This window comes from Prevotella merdae (assembly GCF_900290275.1).
In the GTDB taxonomy this organism is placed as follows: Bacteria; Bacteroidota; Bacteroidia; order Bacteroidales; family Bacteroidaceae; genus Prevotella; species Prevotella merdae.
On sequence record NZ_LT985325.1, the window covers coordinates 134,404 to 159,856 of the forward strand.

Consider the following 25,453-nt stretch of genomic DNA (forward strand, 5'->3'; position numbering starts at 1 on the left):
TATTGTCACAATGAACGAAAAAGATCGTATACTATATCTTCGCAAAACGCTGCACGAGCATAATTACAAGTATTATGTTCTTAACCAGCCGGATATATCCGACCAGGAATTCGATTTTCTTATGCACGAACTTCAAGACCTTGAGGCTCGTCATCCCGAACTATACGATGCCAACTCACCTACATTGCGTGTTGGCAGCGACCTTAATCAGAACTTCACCCAAGTGGCGCATAAGTATCCTATGCTGTCGCTTGCCAATACATATAATGAGCAAGACGTTGCCGACTGGTACGACTCTGTGCGCCGTGGACTTGATGGTGAGGACTTTGAGGTATGCTGCGAGATGAAGTACGATGGATTGTCCATCTCTCTTACCTATGTTGATGGCAAGTTGGTGCGTGGTGTTACACGTGGCGATGGAGTGCATGGCGATGATGTAACAGCTAATGTACGCACTATTCGTTGCATTCCTCTTGTGTTGAAGGAAGGTTCGGGTTATCCCCATGAGTTTGAGATACGAGGCGAGATTCTTATGCCATGGAAGGTGTTCGAACGTCTTAATGCCGAGCGCGAGGCTGCAGAGGAACCTCTTTTTGCCAATCCACGTAATGCAGCAAGCGGTACATTGAAGAGTCAGAACTCTCGTCTTGTGGCAAGCCGACAGCTCGATTCTTACCTTTATTATCTTCTTGGCGATACTCTGCCTTCAGATGGTCATTACGAAAATTTGCAGACTGCTGCTTCATGGGGCTTCAAGATTTCGCAAGGAATGAAGAAGGTAAAGACTCTTCAAGAGATTTACGACTATATCAATTATTGGGACACCGAGCGCAAGAATCTTCCAGTTGCAACAGATGGCATAGTTCTTAAGGTCAACTCTTTGCGCCAACAGCGTTCGTTGGGCTATACTGCCAAGTCGCCTCGTTGGGCTATTGCCTATAAGTTTAAGGCAGAGAGGGCATGCACACGTCTTAATGAGGTGTCTTATCAAGTTGGTCGTACTGGTGCTGTAACACCAGTTGCCAATATGGATGCTGTTCAGCTTGCCGGCACCGTTGTCAAGCGTGCCACTCTTAACAACGAGGATTTTATACGCAACTTCGATTTGCATATAGGCGATTATGTGTATGTTGAGAAGGGTGGCGAGATTATCCCTAAAATTGTAGGAGTCGATATAGACAGACGTCCTGAGGATGCTCAGCCTGTTAAGTTTATAGACAAGTGTCCCGAGTGTGGCACACCGCTTGTGCGTTATGAGGGAGAGGCTGCTCATTACTGCCCTAATGATACTGGTTGTCCGCCTCAGATAAAAGGTCGTATTGAGCACTTTATTGCTCGTCGTGCTATGAATATCGATTCCTTGGGACCTGAGACCGTAGACGAGTATTATCGCCGTGGACTTGTGCACAACATTGCCGACTTATATACTATTAAGGTACAGGATATCAATGGCTCAGGCAATCGTGAGCGTTCTGCCCGTAAGATAGTAGATGGCATTGCAGCTTCAAAGCAGGTTCCGTTCGAGCGTGTTGTCTTTGCTCTTGGAATCCGTTTTGTTGGCGAGACATCTGCTCGTTTGCTTGCTCGTCATTTCAAGACAATGGATGCCTTGCAGAATGCTTCTATGCAGCAACTTATGGAGGTTGAGGGTGTTGGTGAGGTTATAGCCAAGAGTGTTATCGCCTATTTCCACAACCCTGTTAATCAGGATATAGTGGAACGTTTGCGTTCATACGGTCTTCAGATGCAGCTTTCTGAGGAGCAAATTACTGGTGCGAGCGACAAGCTTGCTGGTAAGTCTATTGTCATCAGTGGTGTCTTTGCCAAGCATAGTCGCGACGAATACAAGGCTCTTATCGAGCAGCATGGTGGCAAGAATGTAGGTTCTATCAGTGGCAAGACATCGTTTATCCTTGCTGGCGACAATATGGGACCGTCTAAACTGCAGAAGGCCGAGAAGCTTGGTATCCCTCTTGTCAACGAGGATGATTTTCTTGATATGATTGAAGGAGATGTCGTGGCTGATACAGAGAATGAAGCTGCTGCTGAAGATGTAGCTGCTCCCATTCAAGAAGAAAAGCCACGCGCAGATGCCAATGGTCAGCTATCGCTATTTTAAACAACTGCCACGCAATAGAGATTTCTAATAATTCTTGCCTGTGGCATCTAAAATAAAAATTTGAACTTTCGCAAGTTCAGAAGTTATAGAAATTAAAGAAGTTATAGAATTTAAAGCCGTATGTCTTATAGCTGAATATTCAGCAAAAAGAGTAATGGCTATAAATTCTAGCGACCGTAGGGAGCGCTAACTCCTTTAACTTCTGAATTCTCTGAACTTGCGAAAGTTCAGTTATATATATANAGAATTTAAAGCCGTATGTCTTATAGCTGAATATTCAGCAAAAAGAGTAATGGCTATAAATTCTAGCGACCGTAGGGAGCGCTAACTCCTTTAACTTCTGAATTCTCTGAACTTGCGAAAGTTCAGTAAAAATCATTATGCAACTCCAAGTATCCCCCGAGATGCACTCCGTCTGCCCCGAGTTTGTCGGAGCCTGCATCACTGCAAACATATCCAATACCCCTTACTCTGCCGATTTATGGGCCGAGATAGATGCTCTTGGCTCTGATTATCGTGCCACTCTTACAACCGAATCATTAAAGAGCATGACGTCCATTCAAGCCACTCGACGTATATATAAGTTATGTGGCAAGGATCCTTCTCGCTATCGTCCGTCTGGTGAGGCACTTGTGCGTCGTGTTCTTCAAGGCAAGAGCCTTTATCAGATAGATACTCTTGTCGACCTTATCAACCTTGCCAGCATGAAGTATGGCTACAGCATAGGAGCCTTTGATGCCGATAAGTTTAGTGGCGACACGCTTACTCTCGGCATTGGCAAGGAAGGCGAACCTTACGAAGGTATAGGCAGAGGAATGATAAATATTGCTGGTCTTCCGGTCTACCGTGATGCTATTGGTGGTGTTGGTACACCTACCAGCGACCACGAGCGTACCAAGGTTACACTATCTACAACTCGTCTGCTTGTGCTTGTCAATGGCTACGATGGAAGCGAGCAAGGTGTAACCGATACAGCCGAGTATATTATAAAGCTACTCAACAAGTATTGTTCGGCAACAAATTGTGAATATAAATTATATAAGTAGAAACAATATAATATGGGAATAGTAATAGGTATAGATGTGGGCATAAGCACCACTAAGATTGTAGGTATCGACGAGCATGGCAAGGTATTGTCACCCATACGCATACGTGCCACCGACCCCGTAACGTCGCTTTATGGTGCTTTTGGCAAGTATCTTCACGATAATCATATACAGCTTTCTGATGTAGAGAAGGTTATGCTTACCGGTGTAGGCAGCGCCTATATCAACGAACCTGTATACGGATTGCCTACCGACAAGGCAGAGGAGTTTGTTGCCGATGGTTTGGGAGCACGTTATGAGACAAAACTCAACCGCATGCTTGTTGTAAGTCTTGGCACTGGTACATCTATTGTCAAGTGCGATGGCGACGATATCAAGCACATTGGTGGTATTGGTATTGGTGGCGGTACGCTTCAAGGACTTTCTCGATTGCTTCTCAAGACTGATGATATCAAGCAGGTTGCTGCTCTTGCCGAAGAGGGCGACCTCTCTCATATCAACCTGTTGATTAAGGATATCTGCACCAATCCGCTTGAAGGTCTGCCTATGGATGCCATTGCTTCGCTCTTTGGCAATGCCAAGACCAATACATCTCGTGAGGATATCGCTCTCGGTCTTATATGGATGTGTCTTCAGTCTATATGTAGCGCCACTATCCTTTCGTCGCTTGGCAGTGGCATCAAGGACTTTGTCATGATAGGCAATCTTACACTTCTTCCACAGTGTCAACGTGTCTTCCCTGCTACAGAGCGTCTGTATGGTGTCAAGTTCCATATTCCGCAGTATTCTGAGTTCTGTACGGCTATAGGTGCAGCGCTATGCTATAGAAATGTGATGAAATAATAGAATTTCGGGGGGGGGAAAATTTTGATATTTGTTGATTATTTTGAAGTTTTTGGTAATAAAAACCGAAAAAATGGTAATAATGTCTATAATAATGTGTAACTTTGCAAGGCTTGTGTACAGATGGTGTCTGTGCTACAGCTAAAATGAGTTATAATCCCCCTTCATCAAAAGAACAAAAACTAAGATGTTGAAATGAAGCTATTTAGTTCCTTTTTAAATTGGTATTTTGGCAGAAATGCTTTGCCTTATTGGTGCATTGTAATTTTTGATTTCTTGCTCTGTTTCTTCGGAGCTGCGTTTGTAATGTGGTTGCGTCATCCTCTTACTGAGTTGTTGCCGCATGCTTCCGAGCTTACGCACACACTGCTTGTCTTTGGTGTTGCCAATCTTTTAGGCTATCGCATGTTCCATACCTATTCTGGAATATTGCGCTACTCGCAGTTTGTCGATTTGCTGCGTGTGCTCTATGCCACAGTCTTCTCTATGGTTTTGGCATTGCTGTTCAACTATTCGGTGCTTCGTTTTGGTTGGGCTGACATTTTCTATGCTTTGACTGGTCGCAAGATCGTCATTATATACATCTTCACAGGAGCCCTTATGGGATTTTCCCGTGTCCTCATCCGCCTTATTTTCGAGAACGTTCTCGTTAGCAAGAATGCTCAGAACGTACTTATCTACGGCACACATGCAGGCGCTATTTCTATGACCAACGAGGCTCGCAGCAATAAGCCGGTACGTTTCCTTATCGAGGGTTATATTGGCGATAGCAAGCCTCACTACAAGGAACGACTTATGGGCAAGCGCATCTACTCTACTCAAGAGGATTTGCTTGAGGTTATACAGTCTAAGAACATTAAGGCTGTGCTTGTAAGTCCGCTCAAGCACGAAATGTTCTTGCACAACCGCAAGTTGCAAGATTTATTTATCAATGCTGGTGTGCGCATCTATATAGCGCAGAATGCCGAGCAGTGGAACAAGAAGAAGGATTATAAGGAGAAGGTTCTTCTGCGCGAGGTCAAGATTGAGGACCTCCTACCACGCGAAGAAATTCAGGTGGACATGGAGAAGGTTGGTGCATTGCTCCGTGGCAAGAAGGTGCTTATCACAGGCTCAGCTGGTAGTATTGGTTCCGAGATGGTACGTCAGATTGCTATGTATAAGCCTTCTGATATGATGCTTATCGACCAGGCCGAGACTCCTCAGCACGATATCCGCTTGATGATGATGAGCAAGTTCCCCGACATACCAGCCGAGACTGTTGTAACAAGCATTTGCAAGCTCGACCGTATGGAGAAGATATTCTCTACATTCCGTCCCGATTATGTGTTCCATGCTGCTGCCTACAAGCACGTGCCTATGATGGAGGACAATCCAAGCGAGAGTATTCAGAACAATGTATACGGTACAAAGGTCATTGCCGACCTTAGCGTTAAGTATGGCGTTAAGAAGTTTGTGATGATTTCTACCGATAAGGCTGTCAACCCAACCAATGTCATGGGATGCTCTAAGCGTATTTGCGAGATTTACGTGCAGAGTCTCGACAAGGCTATTAAGGATGGCAAGATTAAGGGTATTACCCAGTTTGTTACAACACGTTTTGGTAACGTGCTTGGTTCTAACGGTTCGGTCATTCCTTTGTTCCGCAAGCAGCTTGCAGCAGGTGGACCTCTTACCGTAACCCATCCTAAGATTATACGTTTCTTCATGCTTATTCCTGAGGCTTGTAAGCTGGTTCTCGAGGCTGGCACTCAGGGCAAGGGTGGCGAGATATTCGTATTTGATATGGGCGAGCCTGTTCGCATTGCCGACCTTGCCAAGCGTATGATTTTGCTTAGTGGAGCCAAGAACGTAGAGATTAAGTATACTGGTCTGCGTGAGGGTGAGAAGCTTTACGAGGAAGTTCTCAACGAGAACGAAAACACCTTGCCTTCGTTCCATAAGAAGATTCGCATTGCTATGGTGCGCAATTACGAGTACGACGAGGCTGAGCGTGATATCGAGGAACTTTGCAATATTGCTGCCAAGTACGACGATATGCAGACTGTGCACAAGATGAAGGATATTGTGCCCGAGTATATCAGCAAGCATTCTCGTTACGAGGTGCTGGATAAACAAGAGGATAAAGACAATAAGGAATAATAAAAACAGGAGGGTGTATCAAAAGTCGCAAGTGGTACGCCCCGAAGGGGCAGAAGCTCCTAGCTCAGGGCAGCGCCCTGGGTGTAATATATCCAAAGCAAAGCGCCCTGTAAGGGTAAAAGCGTTGATAATGAACGCTTTTGCCCTTACAGGGCGTATTATTATATTATCCTAACAGATGGTACATTCCTCCTGCCATCAGCTTCACAACTCCCAACATCTCCATATTAAATAGCGCTGAGCTTGTAGCCGGGATAGGCAGTCCAGTAAGCATACTGATAGTGTTCATTTGCAAGTCGTTGTTCTTTTGCAGCAGTTCCACTATCTTCTTTTCGTTTTGGTTCAGTTCTGGGAATAGTTGTCGTTCTATTCCATTCTCCTTAGCTTTTACCAGTTCTTTGTCGTTGTCCCATCCCAGGTCGTGTATCATGTCTTCTGCCGATGTTATCAGCATAGCCTTGTTATCGCGTATTAGTTTGTTGGTGCCTTTGCAGTAAGGCATGTCAATGCTGCCTGGATAGGCAAACACGTCGCGTCCATAGTCTTGCGCCAAGTTTGCTGTTATAAGACTTCCGCCCTTTTCGGCACTCTCTATCACCACTGTAGCGTCTGCAAGTCCGGCAACAATACGGTTTCGCCTTACAAAGTTCATCTTGTCTGCGTTGGTCCCAGTCATAAACTCCGTGGCAAGTCCGCCTTGTCTTAGCATCTCGGTTGCAGTATCACGATGAGCGGTAGGGTATAGATAGTCCAGTCCATGTGCCAATACACCCACAGTGTCCATGCCGTTCTTTAGGGTGTTTCTGTGTGCGCATATGTCCACACCGTATGCCAGTCCGCTAACAATAATGGCGTCTGGGCACAATTTCTTGATATCTGCACAGAATCGTTGTATAATGTCTTGTCCGTATATCGTACAATGTCGCGTGCCAACAACCGATATTATATGTCTGTCGTTTAGGTTCGACGTGCCTCTGTAGTACAGCACAAGCGGAGCGTCCTCGCATCTTCTTAGTCGTTCGGGATAGTTATCGTCGTTAAGCACAAGTGGCACAATGTTGTGTGCCTCATCGAATGCCAGTTCTTCTTCGGCTCTTTTCATAGCTTCTGATACATCCTTCAGTGCTTCTTGCAGACGTGGCGTAGCACAAGGAAGCACCGCCTTTATATCGTGGCGGTGCTCCATTATAGCTGTTGCCGACCCTACTGTTTTATAGAGTTGCAAGCTTGTTGTAAGATTAAAATGATTGATGCGTGTCAGAGCCATCGCATACAATGTTTCTTGTGTAATGTTCATTTACAGTTTTTTGATTACCATACGTGCATTTCGCCCAGAACAAAGAGCAATGCGTAGCCCAGTACCAATCCTATGATACCCATAGTTAGGCCAATCTTCATCATCTCCTTCTGTTCTACCAGACCAGTAGAGTGGGCTATTGCATTAGGAGGTGTAGAGATAGGCAATGTCATAGCTACTGATGCTGCAACTGCAATACCGATGAGCACGGTAGGAGTTCCGCCTATGCTGTTGAGCGAGTCGCCCATACCCTTGCACACTACTGCGAGGATTGGTACAAGCAATGCTGCTGTTGCTGTGTTTGATATGAAGTTTGACAGTATGTAGCATATAATGCCCGATGCAAGCAATATTACAACTGGCGACCATGATCCGAAAGGTATGCTCTTTATAACATTCTCGGCAAGTCCCGAATCGTTAAGTGCCATACCCAATGCAAAGCCTCCTGCCACCATCCAGATAACGCTCCAGTTTATCTCTTCCAAGTCGCGTGCTTTTATTACGCCCGTGAATGCAAACACTACGATTGGAATCATAGCCACAGTATTAGAGCCAACGCCTGTCCAGCGGTCGCATATCCACAACAGTACGGTTATTATGAATGTTATAGCCACAACTGCTGTGCGCCAATTGTGTTGTACCTCGCCTTCTATATCAAGTTCGATAGTCTTCTTCTTGAACGGGAAGAATCTCTTTAGCAAGAACCATCCAATGAGCAACAGTATTATTGTCAGCGGCATCATGTACATCATCCATTCGCCGAAACCAATACCAAGGTTCAGTCCGTTTGGCGCGTTTAGGTATTTCAGTGCAATGGCATTAGGAGGTGTGCCTATAGGAGTACCCATACCACCTATATTGGCAGCTACTGGTATTGAAAGAGTCAGAGCCACACGTCCTTTACCCTCTGGAGGCAGAGCCTTGAACACAGGTGCAAGGAAGGTTAGCATCATTGCCGCTGTAGCTGTGTTACTTACGAACATTGAGAATACGCCGGTTATAAGAATAAATCCAAGCAACACATTCTCACTCTTATTGCCGAAGGGTTTAAGCAGTGTTCTGGCAAGCAGCACGTCGAGTCCCGACTTTGTTGCTGCAATTGCAAGTATAAAGCCACCAAGGAATAGGATGATTATTGGGTCGGCAAATGTGGCCATAAGGTCACTATGGTTTAGCAGTTCACTCTTGTCAATGCCCGAACGGAAAAAATGGAAAGCATTGTCTGATGTTGTCAACAGCAGCAGTCCGATAAGCGATACAGATGTTGCCCAAGGCGATATAGCCTCTGTCACCCATAATATGGTGGCAAGAGCAAACACTGCGATAACGCGCTGTTGAATAACTGTTAGTCCTTCGATTCCGAAGCTGTCGATGGGCAAATTCCAAATTATAAGGCAGATGACCACCGCTGTAGCGAAGAGGAAAGCATTCTTTTTGCTAAAGTCTCCGCTAAGAAGATTTCTTTTTTCTTGTGCCATAGGTTTTTTAGGTTAGATATTTAAATTGATTGTACAAATGTAGCACAAATAAAATAATGCGCAAAACTTTTTAGGGTTTTTATTCTAAAACCTTTGTTTTTCTTTCAAAACCTCCCGTTTTCTTTGCTTGCTTAAGTGTTTATTCTTAATTTTGCAGCCACATTATTATATATACATATATGAGAAACATCTTCGCTTGCATAGCCACTATAGCTCTTGTGGCTGTCTCTATTTCGTGTGGCCATAAAAGTTCGCCGTCTGCATCGTTGGCTGGCGATACTTTGCACTTCAAGTATGCCGAGCACATCACCATGGTACGTCATAAGGATTATACTGAGGTTTCGCTTGCCAACCCATGGAAACCTGGTTCCGAGCTTCACCGTTATCTGCTTGTGTCTCGAGCCGACTCGGCTCGTGTGCGCAATCTGCCCAAAGGCACAGTTGTATATACACCGGTGCAGCGTGCTGTTGTGTCTACTGCTCCTCATTGCTGGTTGATTGACGAGCTTGGGGCATCTGGGGTAATAAGTGGGGTATGCGACTTGCCATATATAAATATGATGTCTGTTCAGAACGCTGTGCGCGGTGGCAAGGTTGCCGATTGCGGCAATAGCATGAGCCCATCCGTAGAGCGTATAGTGTCGTTAGGAGCTCAAGCCATATTAGTATCTCCTTTCGACGGTGTGGCTTACGGTCAGCTCGACCATATAGGCGTGCCTATTATCGAGTGTGCAGAGTATATGGAGACATCGGCACTTGGTCGTGCCGAATGGATGAGATTCTATGGCGCACTTGTAGGAAGAGAGAAGACAGCCGACTCATTATTCGAGGAAGTTGAGCGCAACTATATAGAGTGGAGCGATATGGCACGCAAGGCTAAGACCAAGCCACGTGTTATAACCGAGCGTGTTGTAAGTGGCACATGGTATTGTCCTGGTGGCAAGAGCAGTATGGCACGTCTTATAGCCGATGCGGGCGGCTGTTATGTCTTTGCCGATGATAAGCATACAGGTTCGCTAACGTTATCGCCAGAGAAAGTTATCGACAAGGCAGCCTCTGCCGACCGCTGGCTTTTTGTGGGCAATGGCAAGACGCTGATGACACGTAGCCAATTGCTTGCCGAGTACAAGGGCTATGGCTTGCTGCGTGCTTTTAGCAAAGGTCAGGTGTACGAGTGTTTGCCAAGCAACAGCAATCCATATTTCGAGGAATCATCTTTCCGCCCCGATTTCCTGCTCATCGATTTTATCTGCATCTTCCATCCTGAATTGGCCAAAGGCATAGCCCCACATTATTATAAATGTATAGATAATAGGGTAGAGTAGGACTTTCAATAAAAAATAAACTTTTTATGAAAAAAGTTGACAAAACATTTGGTGGTTTCACAGAATAATACTACCTTTGCACTCGCAATTAAGAAACAGTGCTCCGGTTATAACTTTAATCGTATGGAAGTTTGGGTGAGTGGCTGAAACCAGTAGTTTGCTAAACTGCCGTACGGGTAACCGTACCGGGGGTTCGAATCCCCCAGCTTCCGCTGTTTTCTTGATTCAAATAACCGCGGTGGATTCATCTAATGGTTAGGATACAAGATTCTCAATCTTGGCATAGGGGTTCGATTCCCCTATCCACTACGCTTTAAGAACAAGCCCCAGCAGAGCTTGTTTTTTTATGCCCAAGCGGTCAGGACATATTATCATCTTTATGGTGGATTCATCTAATGGTTAGGATACAAGATTCTCAATCTTGGCATAGGGGTTCGATTCCCCTATCCACTACTTAAAAAGCAGACTTCAAATCGAAGCCTGCTTTTTTTGTGCACGCTCGGCATGAGCATTGTCTAACGGGTGCAAGTCCCAGATCCCTAATAAAAAACCTAACTTCTCAAAAAACTTTATATTCCCTACTTGCAAAATTTGTATTATACATTATAATAATGTATTTTTGCATCCTAAACCAATCAACCTAATGTCTCTCACACCCGAACAATTAGCCAAGATACAGCAAAAGGAGTCCACTCTTCCAGATGCTTTGCGCCGCGATGCTCTCACCAATTACCGCGAGGGCTATTTCTTTGTAACCATCAACACCCGAGGCTATGCTCCCATCCTTAGCTATATATCTGGACGTGCAGATGCCAATGATGGAGCAGAGGATGAACCACGCTGTGTGTATACGGAACTGGGGAAGAGGGCTCAGTGGAAAAGTACTGTGGATGTTTTTTTTGTTTCATAGTATTTTGTATCTTTGCATTATGAACATGCTTGAACAATTAGCCCGTATAGTTCTTCCCAAAGAAATACTGGACAATTTCGATATCGTCAAGATAGAAACAGATGAGTCTGATATTGACTCAATGAGTATGACCATCTATCTAGACGAGCGTATGAATGCTTATCTCCAAAAATCTGAGGACTACGAATCCAAAGGTTTTATGGATGCTGTACGCATAACTGATTTTCCGATTCGTGACCATAAAGTGATTCTTGTACTTCGTCGTCGTAGATGGAGAAACAAGGAAACAGGAGAGACATTTGTCGACCGTATTAGTGTTACCGAATCAGGAACCCGCTACTCGAAAGAGTTTGCGGCTTTTTTAAAAGAGACGTATGGACATATCCCCGACGACCTGCCGTACGCTTGAGCAATACTACCATGTAAACTCCAATACGTTGGATAAACAATACAAGGATGTCTTGAGTGACTATCGTACCTGGTCAGAACTAGAACATGCCGATGAATGGCTTGTCTTTCCTGACAACGTAGGTCGTAATTTGGCAATAGACGAGACCTCTATGTCTAACGGTGAATTGCGCACAATCGTCACCAACAGGGACAGACACGGAAAAGATCAATGTCTGGTTGCAATTGTCAAGGGTGTTAAGTCAGAGGACGTTATCAATGCCTTGAAGCATATACCGGAAGCACTTCTGAATATCGTTGAGGAGGTTACATTAGATTTGTCAGACTCCATGAGAAAGATTGTTCGCACATGCTTTCCAAAAGCAATGAGAGTAATTGATAGATTTCACATACAGAAGCTTGCTTGCGATGCTGTGCAAGAAATGCGCATTAAGCATCGTTGGGATGCTATACAAGAGGCCAATGACGACATGGAGAATGCAAAACTTGAAGGACGCGAATACGTGCCTTTTCGATATGAGAACGGAGATACGAGAAAGGAATTGCTAGCAAGGAGTAGGTATCTTCTTTTCAAATCAGGAGAGAAATGGACGCTGTCACAAAGCAAGAGAGCAGAGATCCTATTTAGAGAATATCCAGATTTGAAGACAGCTTATGGACTCTCGCATTCTTTGAGAATGATTTTCTCAAAAAATACTGTTAAGGATGCCGCAAGACTTTCTATGGCTAAATGGTACAACAAAGTGGAAGAAGCTGGCTTCCGTTCTTTCAATGTTATTGCTGCAACATTCTATGAACATTACGATGATATTCTTAACTTTTATAAAAATAGATCATCTAATGCTGCAGCTGAATCCTTTAATGCGAAAATCAAAGCCTTCAGAGCATCACTAAGGGGTATCGTTGATGAAAAGTTCTTTCTGTATCGACTTGCAAAGATTTATGCTTATCCCCACTAAATTTCCACTGACCCGGGAAGAGGGTGATGGAATGCTGGCGCAACATCCCCAATTTCTATCCTTATGCCGAGGCCATTGATTGTGAGGCTATGCCCGATCATTTTCATGGCCTTATTCATATAAGGCCTGGTGGCAAGCCGCACTTGGGCCAGATGATACGTGGGTTTATGATAGGAGGCACCCATGCCTATTGGGACACGCTGGGTATAGATTGGCGCCCGCAGCCAGGTGTTATAACACGCGATTATAGAGATCATGACCACACCCGTTCCTTCCGCGGTCCCGCCCTCTTTGTTCGTGGCTACAACGATGTAGAAGCCATAACCATTGAGCAGGTAGAAACCAAGCGTCGTTACATCCGCGAGCAGGCGCGTCGCGCTCTTATCAAGGGTTCCATGCCCGATTGTTTCCGTATCTACCGCAACTGCAATTCGTATGGCTGGACCATGGATGCCTTACGCCGTGCCTTCCTTGCCGACCGCTACCTTGCCCTTGATTCTCGTCGTATCGAATCCACCTTGCTTGCCCTCCTTCCCCGTATTCAGATGCTCCCAGGTTCCACTACCCCTGCGCAAAGCTCCAACCAATCTGCCAGCGCCCCCAATATCAAGCCCGTTCTCTCTTTCATCGGCATGCGCGCCCTATTGGCAGCGCCATGCAAGCTGCCCCTTATCTGTCATCGCAGCGACGCTATGCTCTTTGATGTGCAGCGTGATATTGTGTTGCAAGCGGCACGCAAGGGAGCTGTCATCGTCTCGGCATTTATAAGTCCAAAAGAACGAGAAATAAAAAAGCAGCTGCTCATAGAGCAACTGCCTGTTATAGAGATTGTGGACAACGGTTTTGCCGACCGTTATAAGCCCACAGGCAAAAGCTTCTACGCCTGTGCCGAAAATCGTCTCGTGCAGATATCACCTTGGACCTACGCCTACAGCAGAGACATCAAGGTGACACGCGAAATGTGTCTTGTGATGAACCAACTTGTGCGCATAATCACCAATAAGGACGATCATTGGTGGAAGAAATAAAGTTCTTTCGTCCTTATTATGTCCTTTCCTCCGACAGTTATTCCTTGTCGTCCTTGCTTGCCATATTGCCTTGCACGTCCCTATATATTCCGTCCACAATCGAGTCGGCAAGCGATATGTTAGGCACAAGAATATCTTCGCACTTAAGCGAGCGTGCTACAAGCAGGAATATCTCTGCAGCAGGAATGATAACGTCAGCGCGATCGTCCTTTAGTTTAAATTGCTCCATACGCTCTTCGAGCGAGAGAGGCGCCAGCTCGGCATACAGTTGCTTAAGCGTAGCCACTAGCAATGAGCGCGAGTCGCCTTTTATCTTGGCAAGTCGGAACAGACGGTTGATGTTACCACCCGAACCAATAATCTTAGTACCCGGAAAATCCTCGGCATACTTCTCCAACATTCTGCACATAGCATTTCTTTCCTCAGGTGTAACAGCACCAGCAAGCATACGCAGCGTTCCGATATTGAACGAGTGGCTCTCGGCAAGCACACCATCGTGCAAAAGAGATATCTCCGTAGAGCCACCACCCACGTCTACATAAGCAAAGTTGCCCACTCCGCTCTCCGTGTTCTCTACAAGATTGTTGCACAGAAGTTGTGCTTCCTCTGCACCCGGAATAATCTCCAGTTTAATGCCAGTCTCTTTCTCAATGCGTCGCATTACCTTCTTTCCGTTCTCGGCATCGCGCATGGCAGATGTGGCACAAGCACGGAAGTGCTCCACATTATATAATTGCATAAACTGACGAAACCCCTTCATCATGTGCATCATCATACGTTGGCGTTCCTTCGATATCTTGCCAAGTGCAAACACATCCTTGCCCAGACGCAATGGAATGCGTACAAACAGCTGTTTCTTAATACGCGACGATGCCGGAGCATTATCGTCAAAACTCTTTATCAGCAATCTGGCTCCGTTAGAGCCAATATCAATAGCGGCTATGTTCATAGTTGATTATAAGCTTTATGCAATTCTTCCTGCGAGCGGAACGGCTCTTCCCCTTCCTTCGCCTTCTGTATTTCATTAGTGCCACATCCATCCACAATACGTCCATTGGTTGTATCGCGCAGACCGAAGTCTACTGTGCGCATCAAATCCTTCTTCATATCCTCGTCGTACACAGGCGTAAGCACCTCTATACGATTTACCAAGTTGCGAGGCATCCAGTCGGCCGAACCGATGAAATAGCGCGGTTTGTCGTTGTTGCAGAATATCAGTATGCGCGAGTGTTCCAGATATCTGTCTATAATACCCACGATATGGATGTTCTCGCTAACTCCCTCAATGCCGGGCACAAGCGAGCAGTTGCCGCGTACCAATGCGTCTATGCGCACGCCAGCACGCGATGCCGCATACATTTTATTCACAACATCCTGGTCGGTAATATGGTTAATCTTAATTTTTACCCAAGCTGGCTTACCCATTTGAGCGTTCTTTATCTCCGTATCAAACAGGCGCAGAATGCGTGTCTTCATTGAGTTTGGCGACACAAGCAGTTCCTTGAATCGCATAGGCGAGAACGGACGGTCGATAAAGTCGAATACCTTAGCCACCTCCGACACAATGCCCTGTCGTGCCGTCATCATCAGATAGTCGGTATACACACGTGCGTTGCCCTCATGAAAGTTGCCCGTACCCACACAAGCCAGGTCGCCCTTGGTGGTCTTGATATACAGCAGCTTTGAGTGTATCTTCAACCCCTCAACGCCAAAGATAACGTTTACGCCCTCTTCCTGCATGCGCTTACTCCATTTTATGTTGCTCTCCTCGTCGAAACGTGCCATAAGTTCCACCACAGCCGTAACCTTCTTGCCGTTGCGTGCAGCACATATCAGGGCCTTAACCACCTTCGAGTCCTTGGCAAGTCTATACAATGTAGTCTTAATCTCCTTTACGCTTGGACGCAGAGCGGCCTCGCGCAACAATCGTATGTAAGCGTCGAACGAGTGGTAAGGCACATGTATGAATCGGTCTTTCTTGCGTATTTGGTCAAGTATCGACTCCTCGGCAAGAAACTCCGGTTTCATTACTGGCTGCCACTTTTCAAATTTCAGCTCCGAGTGACCACAATCGGGAAACGACATCAGGTCCCTATGATTCTGGTATCTGCCACCTGCAAGCGATGTGTCGAGCTCGCGAACATTCAGTCTGTCGAATACACGCTTCTGCATATCTCTGGGCATGTCCTTGTCGTAAATTACGCGTATTGGTTCGCCGCGCTTACGCGAGTTAACGCCCAAGGCAATCTTCTCCATAGCGCCATAATCCGAGTCGTTGTCCACCTCCATCTCGGCATCCTTGGTAAACTTAAACGAGTAGGCCTCGTAAGTAGACGGCTTTGTGCCGATGAAGATAAGTGGCAGACAGAAGCGGATAACATCGTCAAGGTACATGATATTATCAAATCCATCCGATTGTGGAATGCGTATAAATCGGCCGTACACACGGTCGGGCACCTTTATGATGGCATACTTCACCTTATGGTCGCCGTCGGTATGCGTCTTCTTAACAACAAGGTATATGCGGTTGTCCTCCAATGTGTTGAGGTCGTCTATTGCGTTAAGCCAGATAGGATTGGTCGAGCCGTTGAGTTTGTCGTAATAAAGACGCTTCAGAAACTCTTTCTGCTCGTCGTTCAGTTGCGACTCCTTAAGCAGACGTATATGATGCTCCTCAAGTTGGGCGAACACCTCCTTTATAGCCTTTGTGTATTCTGAAGAATATTCCTCGTTAAGTCTGTTTACCGTCTTCAACGTTTTCTTTATAGCCTTGCGGTTGCGTTCCGACAGGTTCTCATTATCTACAAGTCGGTTTAGCGAAGCCACACGCACGCGGAAGAACTCGTCGAGATTGTTGCTGTAAATGCCCAAGAACGACAGACGCTCAAGTAATGGAACGTTTGTCTTTTCTGCCTCTTGCAGAATGCGATGGTTGAAATACATCCAACTAACGTCGCGTTCGGTATATGTTGATTGCTTTGCCATGATTAAAAAATATTATTTTACTCGCTCAATACCAATGTGTCGCTCTCTATCGTGATATGCAGCATTTTGCGAAACTTCTTCTCCTCGCCCTCAGGCACGATAATCGACATAAGATTGTCGCAGTCGGAAAATGTTGTGCGTGCAATATGCTCGGGTACACCAAGGAATGTAACCTTCTTAAGCCCGTCGCAACTGGCGAAGGCATATGGGTCAATGGTCTTTACAGAAGCGGGTATTGTTACTTCCTCAAGAGCATCGCAGTCGGAGAAAGCGTCGCGACCTATGCGTTCCAAGCCTTCTGGCAACTGCACCTTCTTAAGCTTAGAGCGTCGGCTGAAAGCCAGACTGCCTATAGTTGTAACTGTCTTTGGGATAATTATCATAGTAGCATCGGTAAGGCAAGATATAAGGCGTGTGCGCTCGGCATTGTACAATATCTTGGCGTCTACTACAAAGGCGGCAGACTGGTTCTTCAATACCTTGCTGTCCAAGTCGACAAATGGGTTCTTGCCAAGCTTCTCCACCGTTGGCGGAATATAAACAGAGTTGAGCGAGATGCAATGAGCAAAAGCCTCGTCGCCTATCTTGGTGATAGATGCCGGCATAGCCACACTACGCAAGAAGGCGCAGCCATAGAAGGCGTTGTTGGCTATCTCCTGTGTGTCTTCCTTTACTGCATAGTCGCCCTCAATGGTTTTCTTGGCAGCTATAAGGCGCTTGCCACCCTTAGAATAAAACACTCCCCAACCATCATCGCGTGCGCCATCAGCCTGTTTCAACGCAAGCTCTAATACCTGACTTTCAAACTTGTCTGTACGCTCAAGATGCTTCTTCAGTACATCCAGAACAATCTTTTTCTTTTCTTTCATACGCTGTTGTTAATAACTGGATGCAAAGTTAGGACTAAACAGCGACAAACCGATTGCATGTCAATTACGATAAAGTTACAATAGTGTTACGGTAAATCTCCGTTCCGTGTCACCGAACGTCCGTTCCGTGTCACCGAATGTCCGTTCCGTGTCACCGAATGGCCATTCCGTGTCACGGAATAGAGAATTTGTGTGGTTTAACGATTTTAGTTGACCACTCTAAGTATTATTGATAATACAAGTTGACTCAGTTATTACTTATTTATAATTCACGTTGACTTATTTAATTTTAGTCATACTTATAGTTGACTACTTATGCCTATAGTCACAAATAAAATTACCCTTCATATCTCCGCAAAGAAACATGTTGGGGGATAATGTGTTTATTCCAATAATCTATGTGGTTTAATTGTTTTAGCCTATCACTTTATGTGTGGTTTAACGATTTTAGTTGACCACTCTAAGTATTATTGATAATACAAGTTGACTCAGTTATTACTTATTTATAATTCACGTTGACTTATTTAATTTTAGTCATACTTATAGTTGACTACTTATGCCTATAGACACAAATAAAATTACCCTTCATATCTCCGCAAAGAAACATGTTGGGGGATAATCCTGAGCGTAGCTTCCTTGGTAAGTTTGGGTTGGGCTCGATGCCCAACTCAAACTTTTTACGTTGGTGGCTTAAACCATCACGTAGTTCCTTGGTGGTGCAAAGATACAAAAAGATTCTAAGCAACCTTAGCTTTTATCGCTTTTTCTCTGTAACTTATCCATCTTTTATCAATCTCGCCTCTTTTCTTTGCAGCCTCACGAGGGGTCAAGCCGTCAAGACTCAAATGTGGACGTTCTTCGTTATAGAAGCGGATGGCAGCCTTTACTGCCACCAAGACCTCTGATATAGAAGTAAACGACATGCCTTTCAAAAGCTCGTTCTTGATAGTATTGTTGACTCTTTCTGCAACGGCATTGTCCTTGGGATTGCCTGTTTCCGTCATGCTGATTTGTATGTTGTATTGCTTGAGCAAACCAGTATATTGGTAACTTGCATACTGAACCCCACGGTCAGAATGATGAATCAGTTGGCTAAGGTCATTTCCTTTGTAGTAATCCAAAGCCATCTTAAGGGCTTCTATGGCATGAATAGACTCTAGCGTTGGAGCGACACTATACCCGACTATCTCCTTTGTATAATAGTCCGTAATGAGGGCAAGATAACAGAACTTGTACTCACCGCTCTCGGGGTCGAGATAATATGGTATATACGTTATGTCACTGACAATCAGTTGGCATGGACGGCTGGGAAGCAAATCCTTAACAATATTAGGATACAATGGAAGGTCATGGGCGGAGTCTGTTGTCTTCACCCTACGTTTTACCTTTCGTACCTTAAGGTTGTATTTCTCGACAATGTCATAAAAGCGGTTGTAGCCAACACTTCTGGATACGCCAAATTGCCTTTGGTACATGAACCAAAGCTTATTGCCGCCAATACCTGGGTCTTTCTTGCGAACGCCTTTGATGAACTCTACAACGAACGCCTCTTGCGCAACCTTTAACATGGAACTGTCACCATGTTTGTAATAGGCTTGCTTGGTTACACCAAGTAACCGACACATCGAGATGACTGGATAGAGTTTGCCATCTCGTGTGTGAAGCCTGTTTGCTACTTGGTGCCAGCTTTTTTTAAGTCAATACCATAGACTTCCTTGCCAAAGGCTACCATTTCTTCATAGAAGTCTGCACGAAGGCGCTCCGATTTTACTTGCTTCTTCAGCTCTGCTATTTCCTGAAGCAGTTGCTTATAGTCCTCAGGAATGATTTCTTTACCTTTTTTACTCATTTTTTCTGCCAATTCTGAGTTTTCGGCTTCAAAAGTACGAATTTTACGGTGAACGCTGCTAGGAGCAATACCAACGTTTTCAGAAATTTCAATCATTGTAAGGTGTTCTAAAGCATAAAGACGATAAATCTCCTTGCTTAATTCAACTTCCTTTAATGTCTCTTCTAATGATTTTTTCATTTCACTTACATTTTAGGGAGTCAACCATATTTACAAAAAGACATTGAATATTTTTGACAAGTAAACCATATGTAATTGTTATAGTTTTATGATTTTAAGCAAGTGTTCATATTTAGCTTTATATATGAGTAGCAATCTGTAGGAGGGTATGGCATCCCTGCCATACCCACTCTGCCATAAGGGTCCTGCCGATTTAGTGGAGGGTGTGTTAAAAGCCGCAAGTGGTACGCCCCGAAGGGGCAGAAGCTCCTAGCCCAGGGCAGCGCCCTGGGTGTAATGCATCCAAAAGCCAAGCGCCCTGTAAGGGCAAAAGCGTTCATTATCAACGCTTTTGCCCTTACAGGGCGTATTATTATAATATCCGTTTACCCAGGGCGTTGCCCTGGGCTAGGCGAAATTTGGGCTTTCAGCCCGCATTGTTTGAGTTTTGACACCCTTCTCCTACTTATATGTAAAGACAATTCAGAACTGTTACTTAGTTTTATGATTTTAGTGTTATATTACTATATATATCAGATAAACCAATGGTTTCCCTAATTCATTAATTTTCAATAATTTTAGTCTTAAAATCCCCCCCCCATACGAAAAATATAAAGAAATTATTAAATTTTTACGTCAAAAACTTTTGTGTTTCACGCATTGTTTGTATATTTGCAAAGTCTTATAACAACAGTAATTAACAAAATCTAATTATAAAAACAGAAGCATCAAAAACATAGACAAAACAACATACCACACCCCAACACACCACAACAACAAAACATAAACAAAAACTATACACCCCAACAAACAACGCCCAGTATCAACAACTGGAAGATAAAACAAACCAGTAAAAAAACAAAACGTAAATTAACTAAGGATTGATGTACCAACATCCACTATTCAAACAAAGGATGAAACATCGATTCTGTATATAATATAAGGTATAAAGCAGCAAAGCATGGGATAATGTGCCACAACGGTGTCTGTGGCTCACTAAAGCTGCGCCACATACATTAATATATATGTGAATTTTTATGAAGAAGTTGGCAATTATAATCGTTGCGATATTGTCAATGGCATGCTCGCAACTGTCCGCTCAGAATGTAGCCGTAAAGACTAATTTTCTTTACTGGGCTACTACTACACCTAATATCGGAGCCGAGGTTTCGATAGATAGGAATCATACAGCCCAAATGTTTTTCGGACTAAACCCTTGGAAACAGTCGGGTGGCGACCATTCTACATTGCGTCATTGGTCGTTTACGCCCGAGTATAGATACTGGTTCTGCCAGAGTTTCAATGGTTGGTTTGTTGGAGCACATCTCATGGGAGGTGAGTTTAACGTTAGTGGGGTAGACTTTCCCTTTGGATTGCTATCTACACAGAAGAACCACCGCTATGAGGGATGGTTCATTGGCGGAGGCGTAAGCGGCGGATACCAATGGCCGTTGTCAAGACATTGGAACCTTGAGACATCGCTTGGCATAGGCTACGACTTCATAAAGTACGACAAATATAAATGTGGCACATGTGGCAGAAGACTTAAGAGCAGCCACACCAACTATTTTGGACCCACCAAGGCAGCACTATCGCTGATATATGTATTATAGAACAAAGCTGAAAAACGATATGAAACTGAACTTTCTGTATATATTGCCATTGCTAATGCTTGCCGTTTGTCCATGCCGAGGACAAGAGTGCAAGGGTGTATCCATAGCCAACAGCAGCATAAAGGTGGAGAATGTAAGGGTGAGCCATACCGACAAGCAGATTACGTTGTCCATGACTCTGAACCTCGACAATCTGCAGATGCCTACTAACAACCAGTTTGTTCTTTCTCCATCCATTACAACTGCCGATGGCGATGTGGCTATGCCTAAGATTGTGGTTAACGGCAACCGACAGCACATTATGCAGCAGCGCAACCGCCACAACAACTATGGTGCTGATGCCTACATCGTGAAACGCACCAACGGCAAACCGCAGCAGATAGCCTATCTGCGCTCTGTTACCTACGACAAGAAGCTTGTTGACTATAAGGTGCGTATTAACGAGGACCTTTGCGGATGTGGCGACAACCTTGCCAACACGCAATACGAACTGATGGAGTATCGCCGACCAACTGCCAAGTTTGTAAGACCAGAGGTGGTGGCAGAGAAGATACGCGAGCTGGACAAGCGTGCATACATCGACTTCCCCGTAAACCGCACCGAGCTTAACCCACTATATAGGCGCAACCCGGAGCAGCTTGACAGTATAGTTAAGACTATCAATACGCTTAAGGAAGACAAGAACCTTACGGTGTTGGCTGTCAATATACATGGCTTTGCATCGCCTGAGGGACGATTCGAGAGCAACGACCGCCTTGCCAAGGGACGTGCGCAGACGCTTATGGAATATGTACAGCGTATGGTAAGGCTCGACGAAGACTTGTTCTCCGTATCGCATACTGCAGAAGATTGGGACGGTCTGCGCAAGTTTGTTGCCGAAAGCAACATGGAGCACAAACAGCAGATACTTGATATTGCAAACGATACTTCTATTAAGGAGGATGAGCGTGAGGCTAAGATTAAGACTGCTTATCCCGACGAATACAGATTCTTGCTTGCTGCATGCTATCCTGCTCTGCGCCACTCCGACTACCATATTAAATATAAGGTGCGCCCATTTAATGTAGAGGAGGCTAAGGCTTTGGTAAAGACCCGACCACAATTGCTCTCGCAAAACGAGATGTATATGGTGGCACAAACCTACGAGCCTGGCTCAAAGGAGTTTAACGAGATAATGGAGATAGCGGTACGTATGTATCCTGATGATCCTACAGCCAACCTTAATGCAGCTTGCATACGCCTTAATGCAGGCGATGCAGAAGGTGCAAAGCCTTATCTTGACAAGGCTGGAGACAGCGAGGAGGCTAAGGCTGCAAGAAAAGTTTACGACGAGATTAAATAACATAATTAACATAACATAAATAATTAAACTCTAAGTATTATGAAGTTCTTTAAATTTTTCCCTTTGGCATGCGCTGCTCTGATGATGAGCGCATGTAGTTCGGATGATCCAAGTAATGGTGGCGAAAAACCGAATATTGCTAGCGAAGCCCAGTATCTGGCTGTGAATATTGTTAATGTGGGTACTACGCCGACACGTGCTCTTACTGGTGATTATCAAGATGGTTCAACTGAAGAAAGCACTATCAACAAGATTCGCTTCTACTTCTTCCATAATGATGGTTCTCCATACATTTTGAATGGTACTATTCCTGATATAAACTGGCTTGAAAATAGCTCTATTACAAATAGTGGTAAAGATACCCCTAATGGTATTGAGCAAATCACAAATTCAATACTCGTTATCAATGGTACTGTTAAAACAGCTCCTGCAAAGATGGTAGCCATTATTAATCCTGAAACTTTGACAGAGCTTGATAACACTAAAAAAACTTTAGCACAATTGACAGGTTCTCTTGTGGATACAAAATTCTATAACACAACAGGAACAACACCTAATGATTTTGTGATGAGCAACTCTGTATATGCAACTTCTGAAGGATTAAAAGTTTGTGAAAACAAAATTTCGGGCTTTGTTTACTCAGATGCTACAAATGCTACTGCTCACCCTGTAGACATTTATGTGGAGCGTGTTGCAGCTAAGGTAAAAGCCAGTCTTACTGGTGCAGAATTCCAGGATGGTGCTTCTTCTACATGGGGTGCTGGTAAAAAAGGTATTAAAGTAGGTTCATATTCAACCTATGACATCTATGCAATTGTTGATGGTTGGGGTGTAGCTGACGAAAATGGTAAAGCTAACCTTGAGAAGCAAATTCAGACTTCTTGGAGCGATACAGGCTTGGGATTCTCTACTTGGACTACAGCAGACTATCACCGTAGCTTCTGGGAAACATCTGTACCATTTAGCGCTACAAACAATATTGTAAACCATAAGTTTACCGATTATTCAAAGCAGCCAGATGAGTTCTTGTATACATTGCCTAACACTTCTGCTACAGCAATTCCTGCACCTGCAACCCCTGTAAATCCTTCAGACCCTACTATATACAAAAATGACCGTACAAAGTTCTTGCTTACCGCTCATTTGATGTACAAAGATGGTACATCATGGAAGAATGCAGAATTGTGTACTTACAAGGGCATCGACTATCTTGGTGTAGACGTTTTGAAGAATCAGATTGCATTTGAGAGTGGATATTATGTAAAAACATCTGCTGGTAGTAGTACTTATCAGAGAATTACTAAGGATGATATCACATTTGTAAAACCTACAGGTAAGGCAGATTACTTGGTAGTGCCAGCTCTTGTTGATGATGCTAAGACATACTATATAAACACAGGTACAGAAGCAACTCCTACATGGGAACCTGTTACTGGCGCTGATGCAAATACAGCACTTGCCAACGAGACTGCACAGGTAAGAACTAACGGTATGGCATACTACTATATTCCTATCAAACACCTTGGTACTGACAATACTGTAGGAGAATATGGTATAGTACGTAATCATATTTATGACGTTAAGGTAAATTCTCTCAAGGGCTTTGGTACTCCTGTTTATGATGAAGGCAAAACCATTATCCCTACCATGCCTGACGATTCTAACACCTACCTCGCTGCAAGAATCAACGTTCTCCAGTGGCGCGTAGTTTCTCAGAAAGTAGATCTTGGTAAGTAATCTTATCACTCAAATAGAGTAGATGGATTGTTAAAACTATCAAGTGGTACGCCCCGAAGGGGCATAAGCCCATAGCCCAGGGCAACGCCCTGGGTGTTAACATCAAATATCAATGCGCCCTGTAAGGGCAAAAGCATTGATAATTAACGCTTTTGCCCTTACAGGGCGTACTGCTATAATTATCCATATACCCAGGGCGTTGCCCTGGGCTATGGGCAATTTGGGCTTTCAGCCCGCATTCTTTGACTAATCCATTGCCTAATATGTCACCCCTTATCTAATTGCACAGAACTCACATTTTATACTGCTTATATGAGATACTTTAAGTCTGTCTTGAACATAACAACCATAGCCGCGCTCGCTCTGTTGTTGACTTTCGCTGTTTCTTCTTGCTCGATGATGCACGAAGACATGAGCGGATGCAAGAAAGAGCTGAGAGTTAGGTTCGCATATGATATGAATATGAAGTTTGCTGATGCCTTTGCCTCGCAGGTGAAGACAGTAACCCTTCATGCCTATAACCGAAACGGCGAACTGGCATTCAAGAAGACCGAGAAGGTGAGCGATATAGCTGCAGCAGGAGGCTATATGACGCTGGATATCGACCCCTGCATTTATACTCTGCAAGTATGGGCAGAGGGCGAAGAACGCCAAACTAACTCGTACATATACAATACTGACGGCGATATAAACAACGACGTCACCAAACTCGACTGTAAGATTAACCGTACAGACAGAGACGTTAAGCACGACCTTACCACGCTATACCACGGACTGCTAAAGGATGTAGACCTGAGGATGGAGGACTATGGGGTAAAGACTGTGGTTGTGCCACTTACAAAGAATACAAATAATGTCAAGGTGGTGATACAAAACGCTATTGGCGTGAAACTGAATGCTACCGACTTTGACTTCAAGATAGAAGACGACAACGGATGGCTTGCCTACGACAATTCACCAGTTGTGGACGACTCTATTACTTATCATCCTTGGTCGCAATACGATGGAGTGGTGAACTCGACAAGCGAGGATAATACTCAGGTGTCGGCCGTTGTGGCTGAGATGACAGTTAACAGACTGTTGGCAAGCAAGCACCCACGACTAAAGGTGTACAACAATCTTAACAAGAAGATGGTGTTCAGTATTCCGCTTATCGACTATGCCTTGCTGGTTAAGGGCAACTACAACAAGCAGATGACCGACCAGGAATATCTCGATCGACAAGACGACTACAGCTTCATCTTCTTTGTTGACGACCACCTCGACTGGCTTAGTGCCACTATCTACGTAAACTCGTGGCGCGTGGTGCTGCAGAATGTAGACATGTAGATTTATAATAAAACA

General features: G+C 44.6%; 19 protein-coding genes, 3 tRNA genes and 1 pseudogene. 16 read left to right on the forward strand and 7 right to left on the reverse strand.

The genetic code is table 11. The features are described 5' to 3' along the window. Positions 1 to 10: 10 nt before the first annotated feature. The 4 genes from ligA (at position 11) to C9991_RS12900 (ending at position 6,150) form a co-directional block, all read left to right on the forward strand. Positions 11 to 2,119: an NAD-dependent DNA ligase LigA gene (gene ligA, locus C9991_RS12885; protein ID WP_106812939.1), complete on the forward strand. Its 2,109-nt coding sequence runs from the start codon at positions 11 to 13 to the stop codon at positions 2,117 to 2,119. 380 nt (positions 2,120 to 2,499) lie between these two features. Further along, the gene (locus C9991_RS12890) at positions 2,500 to 3,165 is read left to right on the forward strand and encodes a B3/B4 domain-containing protein (RefSeq protein WP_106812940.1); all 666 of its coding nucleotides are present in this window, start codon (positions 2,500 to 2,502) and stop codon (positions 3,163 to 3,165) included. Between the two features lie 12 nt (positions 3,166 to 3,177). Further along, entirely contained in the window at positions 3,178 to 4,008 is an 831-nt protein-coding gene (coaW, locus tag C9991_RS12895) for a type II pantothenate kinase (protein ID WP_106812941.1), read from the forward strand. A gap of 195 nt (positions 4,009 to 4,203) precedes the next feature. Next, a complete protein-coding gene (locus C9991_RS12900) occupies positions 4,204 to 6,150 on the forward strand; it encodes a nucleoside-diphosphate sugar epimerase/dehydratase (RefSeq protein ID WP_106812942.1) in 1,947 nt (648 codons plus the stop codon). A 166-nt stretch (positions 6,151 to 6,316) separates the two neighbouring features. Here the strand turns inward: C9991_RS12900 and dprA are convergent, their stop codons facing one another. Both dprA and C9991_RS12910 read right to left on the reverse strand, forming a co-directional pair. Next, entirely contained in the window at positions 6,317 to 7,447 is a 1,131-nt protein-coding gene (gene dprA, locus C9991_RS12905; protein WP_106812943.1) for a DNA-processing protein DprA, read from the reverse strand. 14 nt (positions 7,448 to 7,461) lie between these two features. Then, the gene (locus tag C9991_RS12910) at positions 7,462 to 8,925 is read right to left on the reverse strand and encodes an SLC13 family permease (protein WP_106812944.1); all 1,464 of its coding nucleotides are present in this window, start codon (positions 8,923 to 8,925) and stop codon (positions 7,462 to 7,464) included. Positions 8,926 to 9,104: 179 nt separating this feature from the next. Between C9991_RS12910 and C9991_RS12915 the strand changes: the two genes are divergently transcribed. The 8 genes from C9991_RS12915 (at position 9,105) to C9991_RS12950 (ending at position 13,555) form a co-directional block, all read left to right on the forward strand. Next, a complete protein-coding gene (locus tag C9991_RS12915) occupies positions 9,105 to 10,250 on the forward strand; it encodes an ABC transporter substrate-binding protein (protein WP_106812945.1) in 1,146 nt (381 codons plus the stop codon). Positions 10,251 to 10,375: 125 nt separating this feature from the next. Further along, a tRNA-Ser gene (locus C9991_RS12920) sits at positions 10,376 to 10,462 on the forward strand. 25 nt (positions 10,463 to 10,487) lie between these two features. After that, a tRNA-Glu gene (locus C9991_RS12925) sits at positions 10,488 to 10,559 on the forward strand. A 72-nt stretch (positions 10,560 to 10,631) separates the two neighbouring features. Continuing rightward, positions 10,632 to 10,703 (forward strand) — tRNA-Glu (locus tag C9991_RS12930). A 190-nt stretch (positions 10,704 to 10,893) separates the two neighbouring features. Beyond that, positions 10,894 to 11,160, forward strand: a complete 267-nt coding sequence (locus tag C9991_RS12935; RefSeq protein WP_106812946.1) for a hypothetical protein — start codon at positions 10,894 to 10,896, stop codon at positions 11,158 to 11,160. Between the two features lie 19 nt (positions 11,161 to 11,179). Further along, positions 11,180 to 11,569, forward strand: a complete 390-nt coding sequence (locus C9991_RS12940; protein WP_106810743.1) for an ISAon1 family transposase N-terminal region protein — start codon at positions 11,180 to 11,182, stop codon at positions 11,567 to 11,569. Further along, positions 11,535 to 12,527 (forward strand): ISAon1 family transposase, encoded by a 993-nt coding sequence (locus tag C9991_RS12945; RefSeq protein ID WP_106810744.1) that lies wholly within the window; start codon positions 11,535 to 11,537, stop codon positions 12,525 to 12,527. The genes C9991_RS12940 and C9991_RS12945 overlap by 35 nt, the downstream gene beginning before the upstream one ends. A 23-nt stretch (positions 12,528 to 12,550) precedes the next feature. Then, on the forward strand, positions 12,551 to 13,555 hold the full coding sequence (locus C9991_RS12950; RefSeq protein ID WP_157949474.1) for a hypothetical protein: 1,005 nt from the start codon (positions 12,551 to 12,553) through the stop codon (positions 13,553 to 13,555). Positions 13,556 to 13,592: 37 nt separating this feature from the next. Here C9991_RS12950 and C9991_RS12955 read toward each other — a convergent pair whose 3' ends face one another. The 5 genes and pseudogenes from C9991_RS12955 to C9991_RS12975 all read right to left on the reverse strand — a co-directional run bounded on the left by C9991_RS12955 (position 13,593) and on the right by C9991_RS12975 (position 19,438). Continuing rightward, on the reverse strand, positions 13,593 to 14,504 hold the full coding sequence (locus C9991_RS12955; RefSeq protein WP_106812948.1) for a Ppx/GppA phosphatase family protein: 912 nt from the start codon (positions 14,502 to 14,504) through the stop codon (positions 13,593 to 13,595). After that, a complete protein-coding gene (locus tag C9991_RS12960) occupies positions 14,501 to 16,540 on the reverse strand; it encodes an RNA degradosome polyphosphate kinase (protein WP_106812949.1) in 2,040 nt (679 codons plus the stop codon). The genes C9991_RS12955 and C9991_RS12960 overlap by 4 nt, the downstream gene beginning before the upstream one ends. Before the next feature lie 17 nt (positions 16,541 to 16,557). Beyond that, the gene (locus C9991_RS12965) at positions 16,558 to 17,409 is read right to left on the reverse strand and encodes a leucine-rich repeat domain-containing protein (protein WP_106812950.1); all 852 of its coding nucleotides are present in this window, start codon (positions 17,407 to 17,409) and stop codon (positions 16,558 to 16,560) included. A 737-nt stretch (positions 17,410 to 18,146) separates the two neighbouring features. Continuing rightward, positions 18,147 to 19,043, reverse strand: a pseudogene (locus C9991_RS12970) (IS3 family transposase); the annotation flags it as partial. A gap of 38 nt (positions 19,044 to 19,081) precedes the next feature. Next, positions 19,082 to 19,438 (reverse strand): helix-turn-helix domain-containing protein, encoded by a 357-nt coding sequence (locus C9991_RS12975; protein WP_106810835.1) that lies wholly within the window; start codon positions 19,436 to 19,438, stop codon positions 19,082 to 19,084. A gap of 1,016 nt (positions 19,439 to 20,454) precedes the next feature. Between C9991_RS12975 and C9991_RS12980 the strand changes: the two genes are divergently transcribed. The 4 genes from C9991_RS12980 (at position 20,455) to C9991_RS12995 (ending at position 25,438) form a co-directional block, all read left to right on the forward strand. Then, positions 20,455 to 21,030 carry a DUF3575 domain-containing protein gene (locus C9991_RS12980; RefSeq protein ID WP_106812951.1) on the forward strand — a complete coding sequence of 192 codons (576 nt, stop codon included), beginning with the start codon at positions 20,455 to 20,457 and terminating at the stop codon, positions 21,028 to 21,030. Between the two features lie 19 nt (positions 21,031 to 21,049). Beyond that, positions 21,050 to 22,372 (forward strand): DUF3868 domain-containing protein, encoded by a 1,323-nt coding sequence (locus tag C9991_RS12985; protein ID WP_157949475.1) that lies wholly within the window; start codon positions 21,050 to 21,052, stop codon positions 22,370 to 22,372. A 39-nt stretch (positions 22,373 to 22,411) separates the two neighbouring features. Beyond that, on the forward strand, positions 22,412 to 24,109 hold the full coding sequence (locus C9991_RS12990) for an Mfa1 family fimbria major subunit (RefSeq protein ID WP_106812953.1): 1,698 nt from the start codon (positions 22,412 to 22,414) through the stop codon (positions 24,107 to 24,109). 312 nt (positions 24,110 to 24,421) lie between these two features. Further along, positions 24,422 to 25,438 (forward strand): FimB/Mfa2 family fimbrial subunit, encoded by a 1,017-nt coding sequence (locus C9991_RS12995; protein WP_106812954.1) that lies wholly within the window; start codon positions 24,422 to 24,424, stop codon positions 25,436 to 25,438. The last annotated feature ends 15 nt before the right edge of the window (positions 25,439 to 25,453 follow it).

Excerpts from the sequence above, each read along its gene's own strand:
- dprA (WP_106812943.1), bottom strand. The coding sequence starts at position 7,447 with ATGAACATTACACAAGAAACATTGTATGCGATGGCTCTGACACGCATC.
- C9991_RS12910 (WP_106812944.1), bottom strand. The coding sequence starts at position 8,925 with ATGGCACAAGAAAAAAGAAATCTTCTTAGCGGAGACTTTAGCAAAAAG.
- C9991_RS12945 (WP_106810744.1), top strand. The coding sequence starts at position 11,535 with ATGGACATATCCCCGACGACCTGCCGTACGCTTGAGCAATACTACCAT.
- C9991_RS12995 (WP_106812954.1), top strand. The coding sequence starts at position 24,422 with ATGAGATACTTTAAGTCTGTCTTGAACATAACAACCATAGCCGCGCTC.
- ligA (WP_106812939.1), top strand. The coding sequence starts at position 11 with ATGAACGAAAAAGATCGTATACTATATCTTCGCAAAACGCTGCACGAG.
- C9991_RS12900 (WP_106812942.1), top strand. The coding sequence starts at position 4,204 with ATGAAGCTATTTAGTTCCTTTTTAAATTGGTATTTTGGCAGAAATGCT.
- C9991_RS12990 (WP_106812953.1), top strand. The coding sequence starts at position 22,412 with ATGAAGTTCTTTAAATTTTTCCCTTTGGCATGCGCTGCTCTGATGATG.
- C9991_RS12915 (WP_106812945.1), top strand. The coding sequence starts at position 9,105 with ATGAGAAACATCTTCGCTTGCATAGCCACTATAGCTCTTGTGGCTGTC.
- C9991_RS12960 (WP_106812949.1), bottom strand. The coding sequence starts at position 16,540 with ATGGCAAAGCAATCAACATATACCGAACGCGACGTTAGTTGGATGTAT.
- C9991_RS12955 (WP_106812948.1), bottom strand. The coding sequence starts at position 14,504 with ATGAACATAGCCGCTATTGATATTGGCTCTAACGGAGCCAGATTGCTG.
- C9991_RS12965 (WP_106812950.1), bottom strand. The coding sequence starts at position 17,409 with ATGAAAGAAAAGAAAAAGATTGTTCTGGATGTACTGAAGAAGCATCTT.
- C9991_RS12890 (WP_106812940.1), top strand. The coding sequence starts at position 2,500 with ATGCAACTCCAAGTATCCCCCGAGATGCACTCCGTCTGCCCCGAGTTT.
- C9991_RS12940 (WP_106810743.1), top strand. The coding sequence starts at position 11,180 with ATGAACATGCTTGAACAATTAGCCCGTATAGTTCTTCCCAAAGAAATA.
- C9991_RS12980 (WP_106812951.1), top strand. The coding sequence starts at position 20,455 with ATGAAGAAGTTGGCAATTATAATCGTTGCGATATTGTCAATGGCATGC.
- coaW (WP_106812941.1), top strand. The coding sequence starts at position 3,178 with ATGGGAATAGTAATAGGTATAGATGTGGGCATAAGCACCACTAAGATT.
- C9991_RS12975 (WP_106810835.1), bottom strand. The coding sequence starts at position 19,438 with ATGAAAAAATCATTAGAAGAGACATTAAAGGAAGTTGAATTAAGCAAG.
- C9991_RS12985 (WP_157949475.1), top strand. The coding sequence starts at position 21,050 with ATGAAACTGAACTTTCTGTATATATTGCCATTGCTAATGCTTGCCGTT.
- C9991_RS12935 (WP_106812946.1), top strand. The coding sequence starts at position 10,894 with ATGTCTCTCACACCCGAACAATTAGCCAAGATACAGCAAAAGGAGTCC.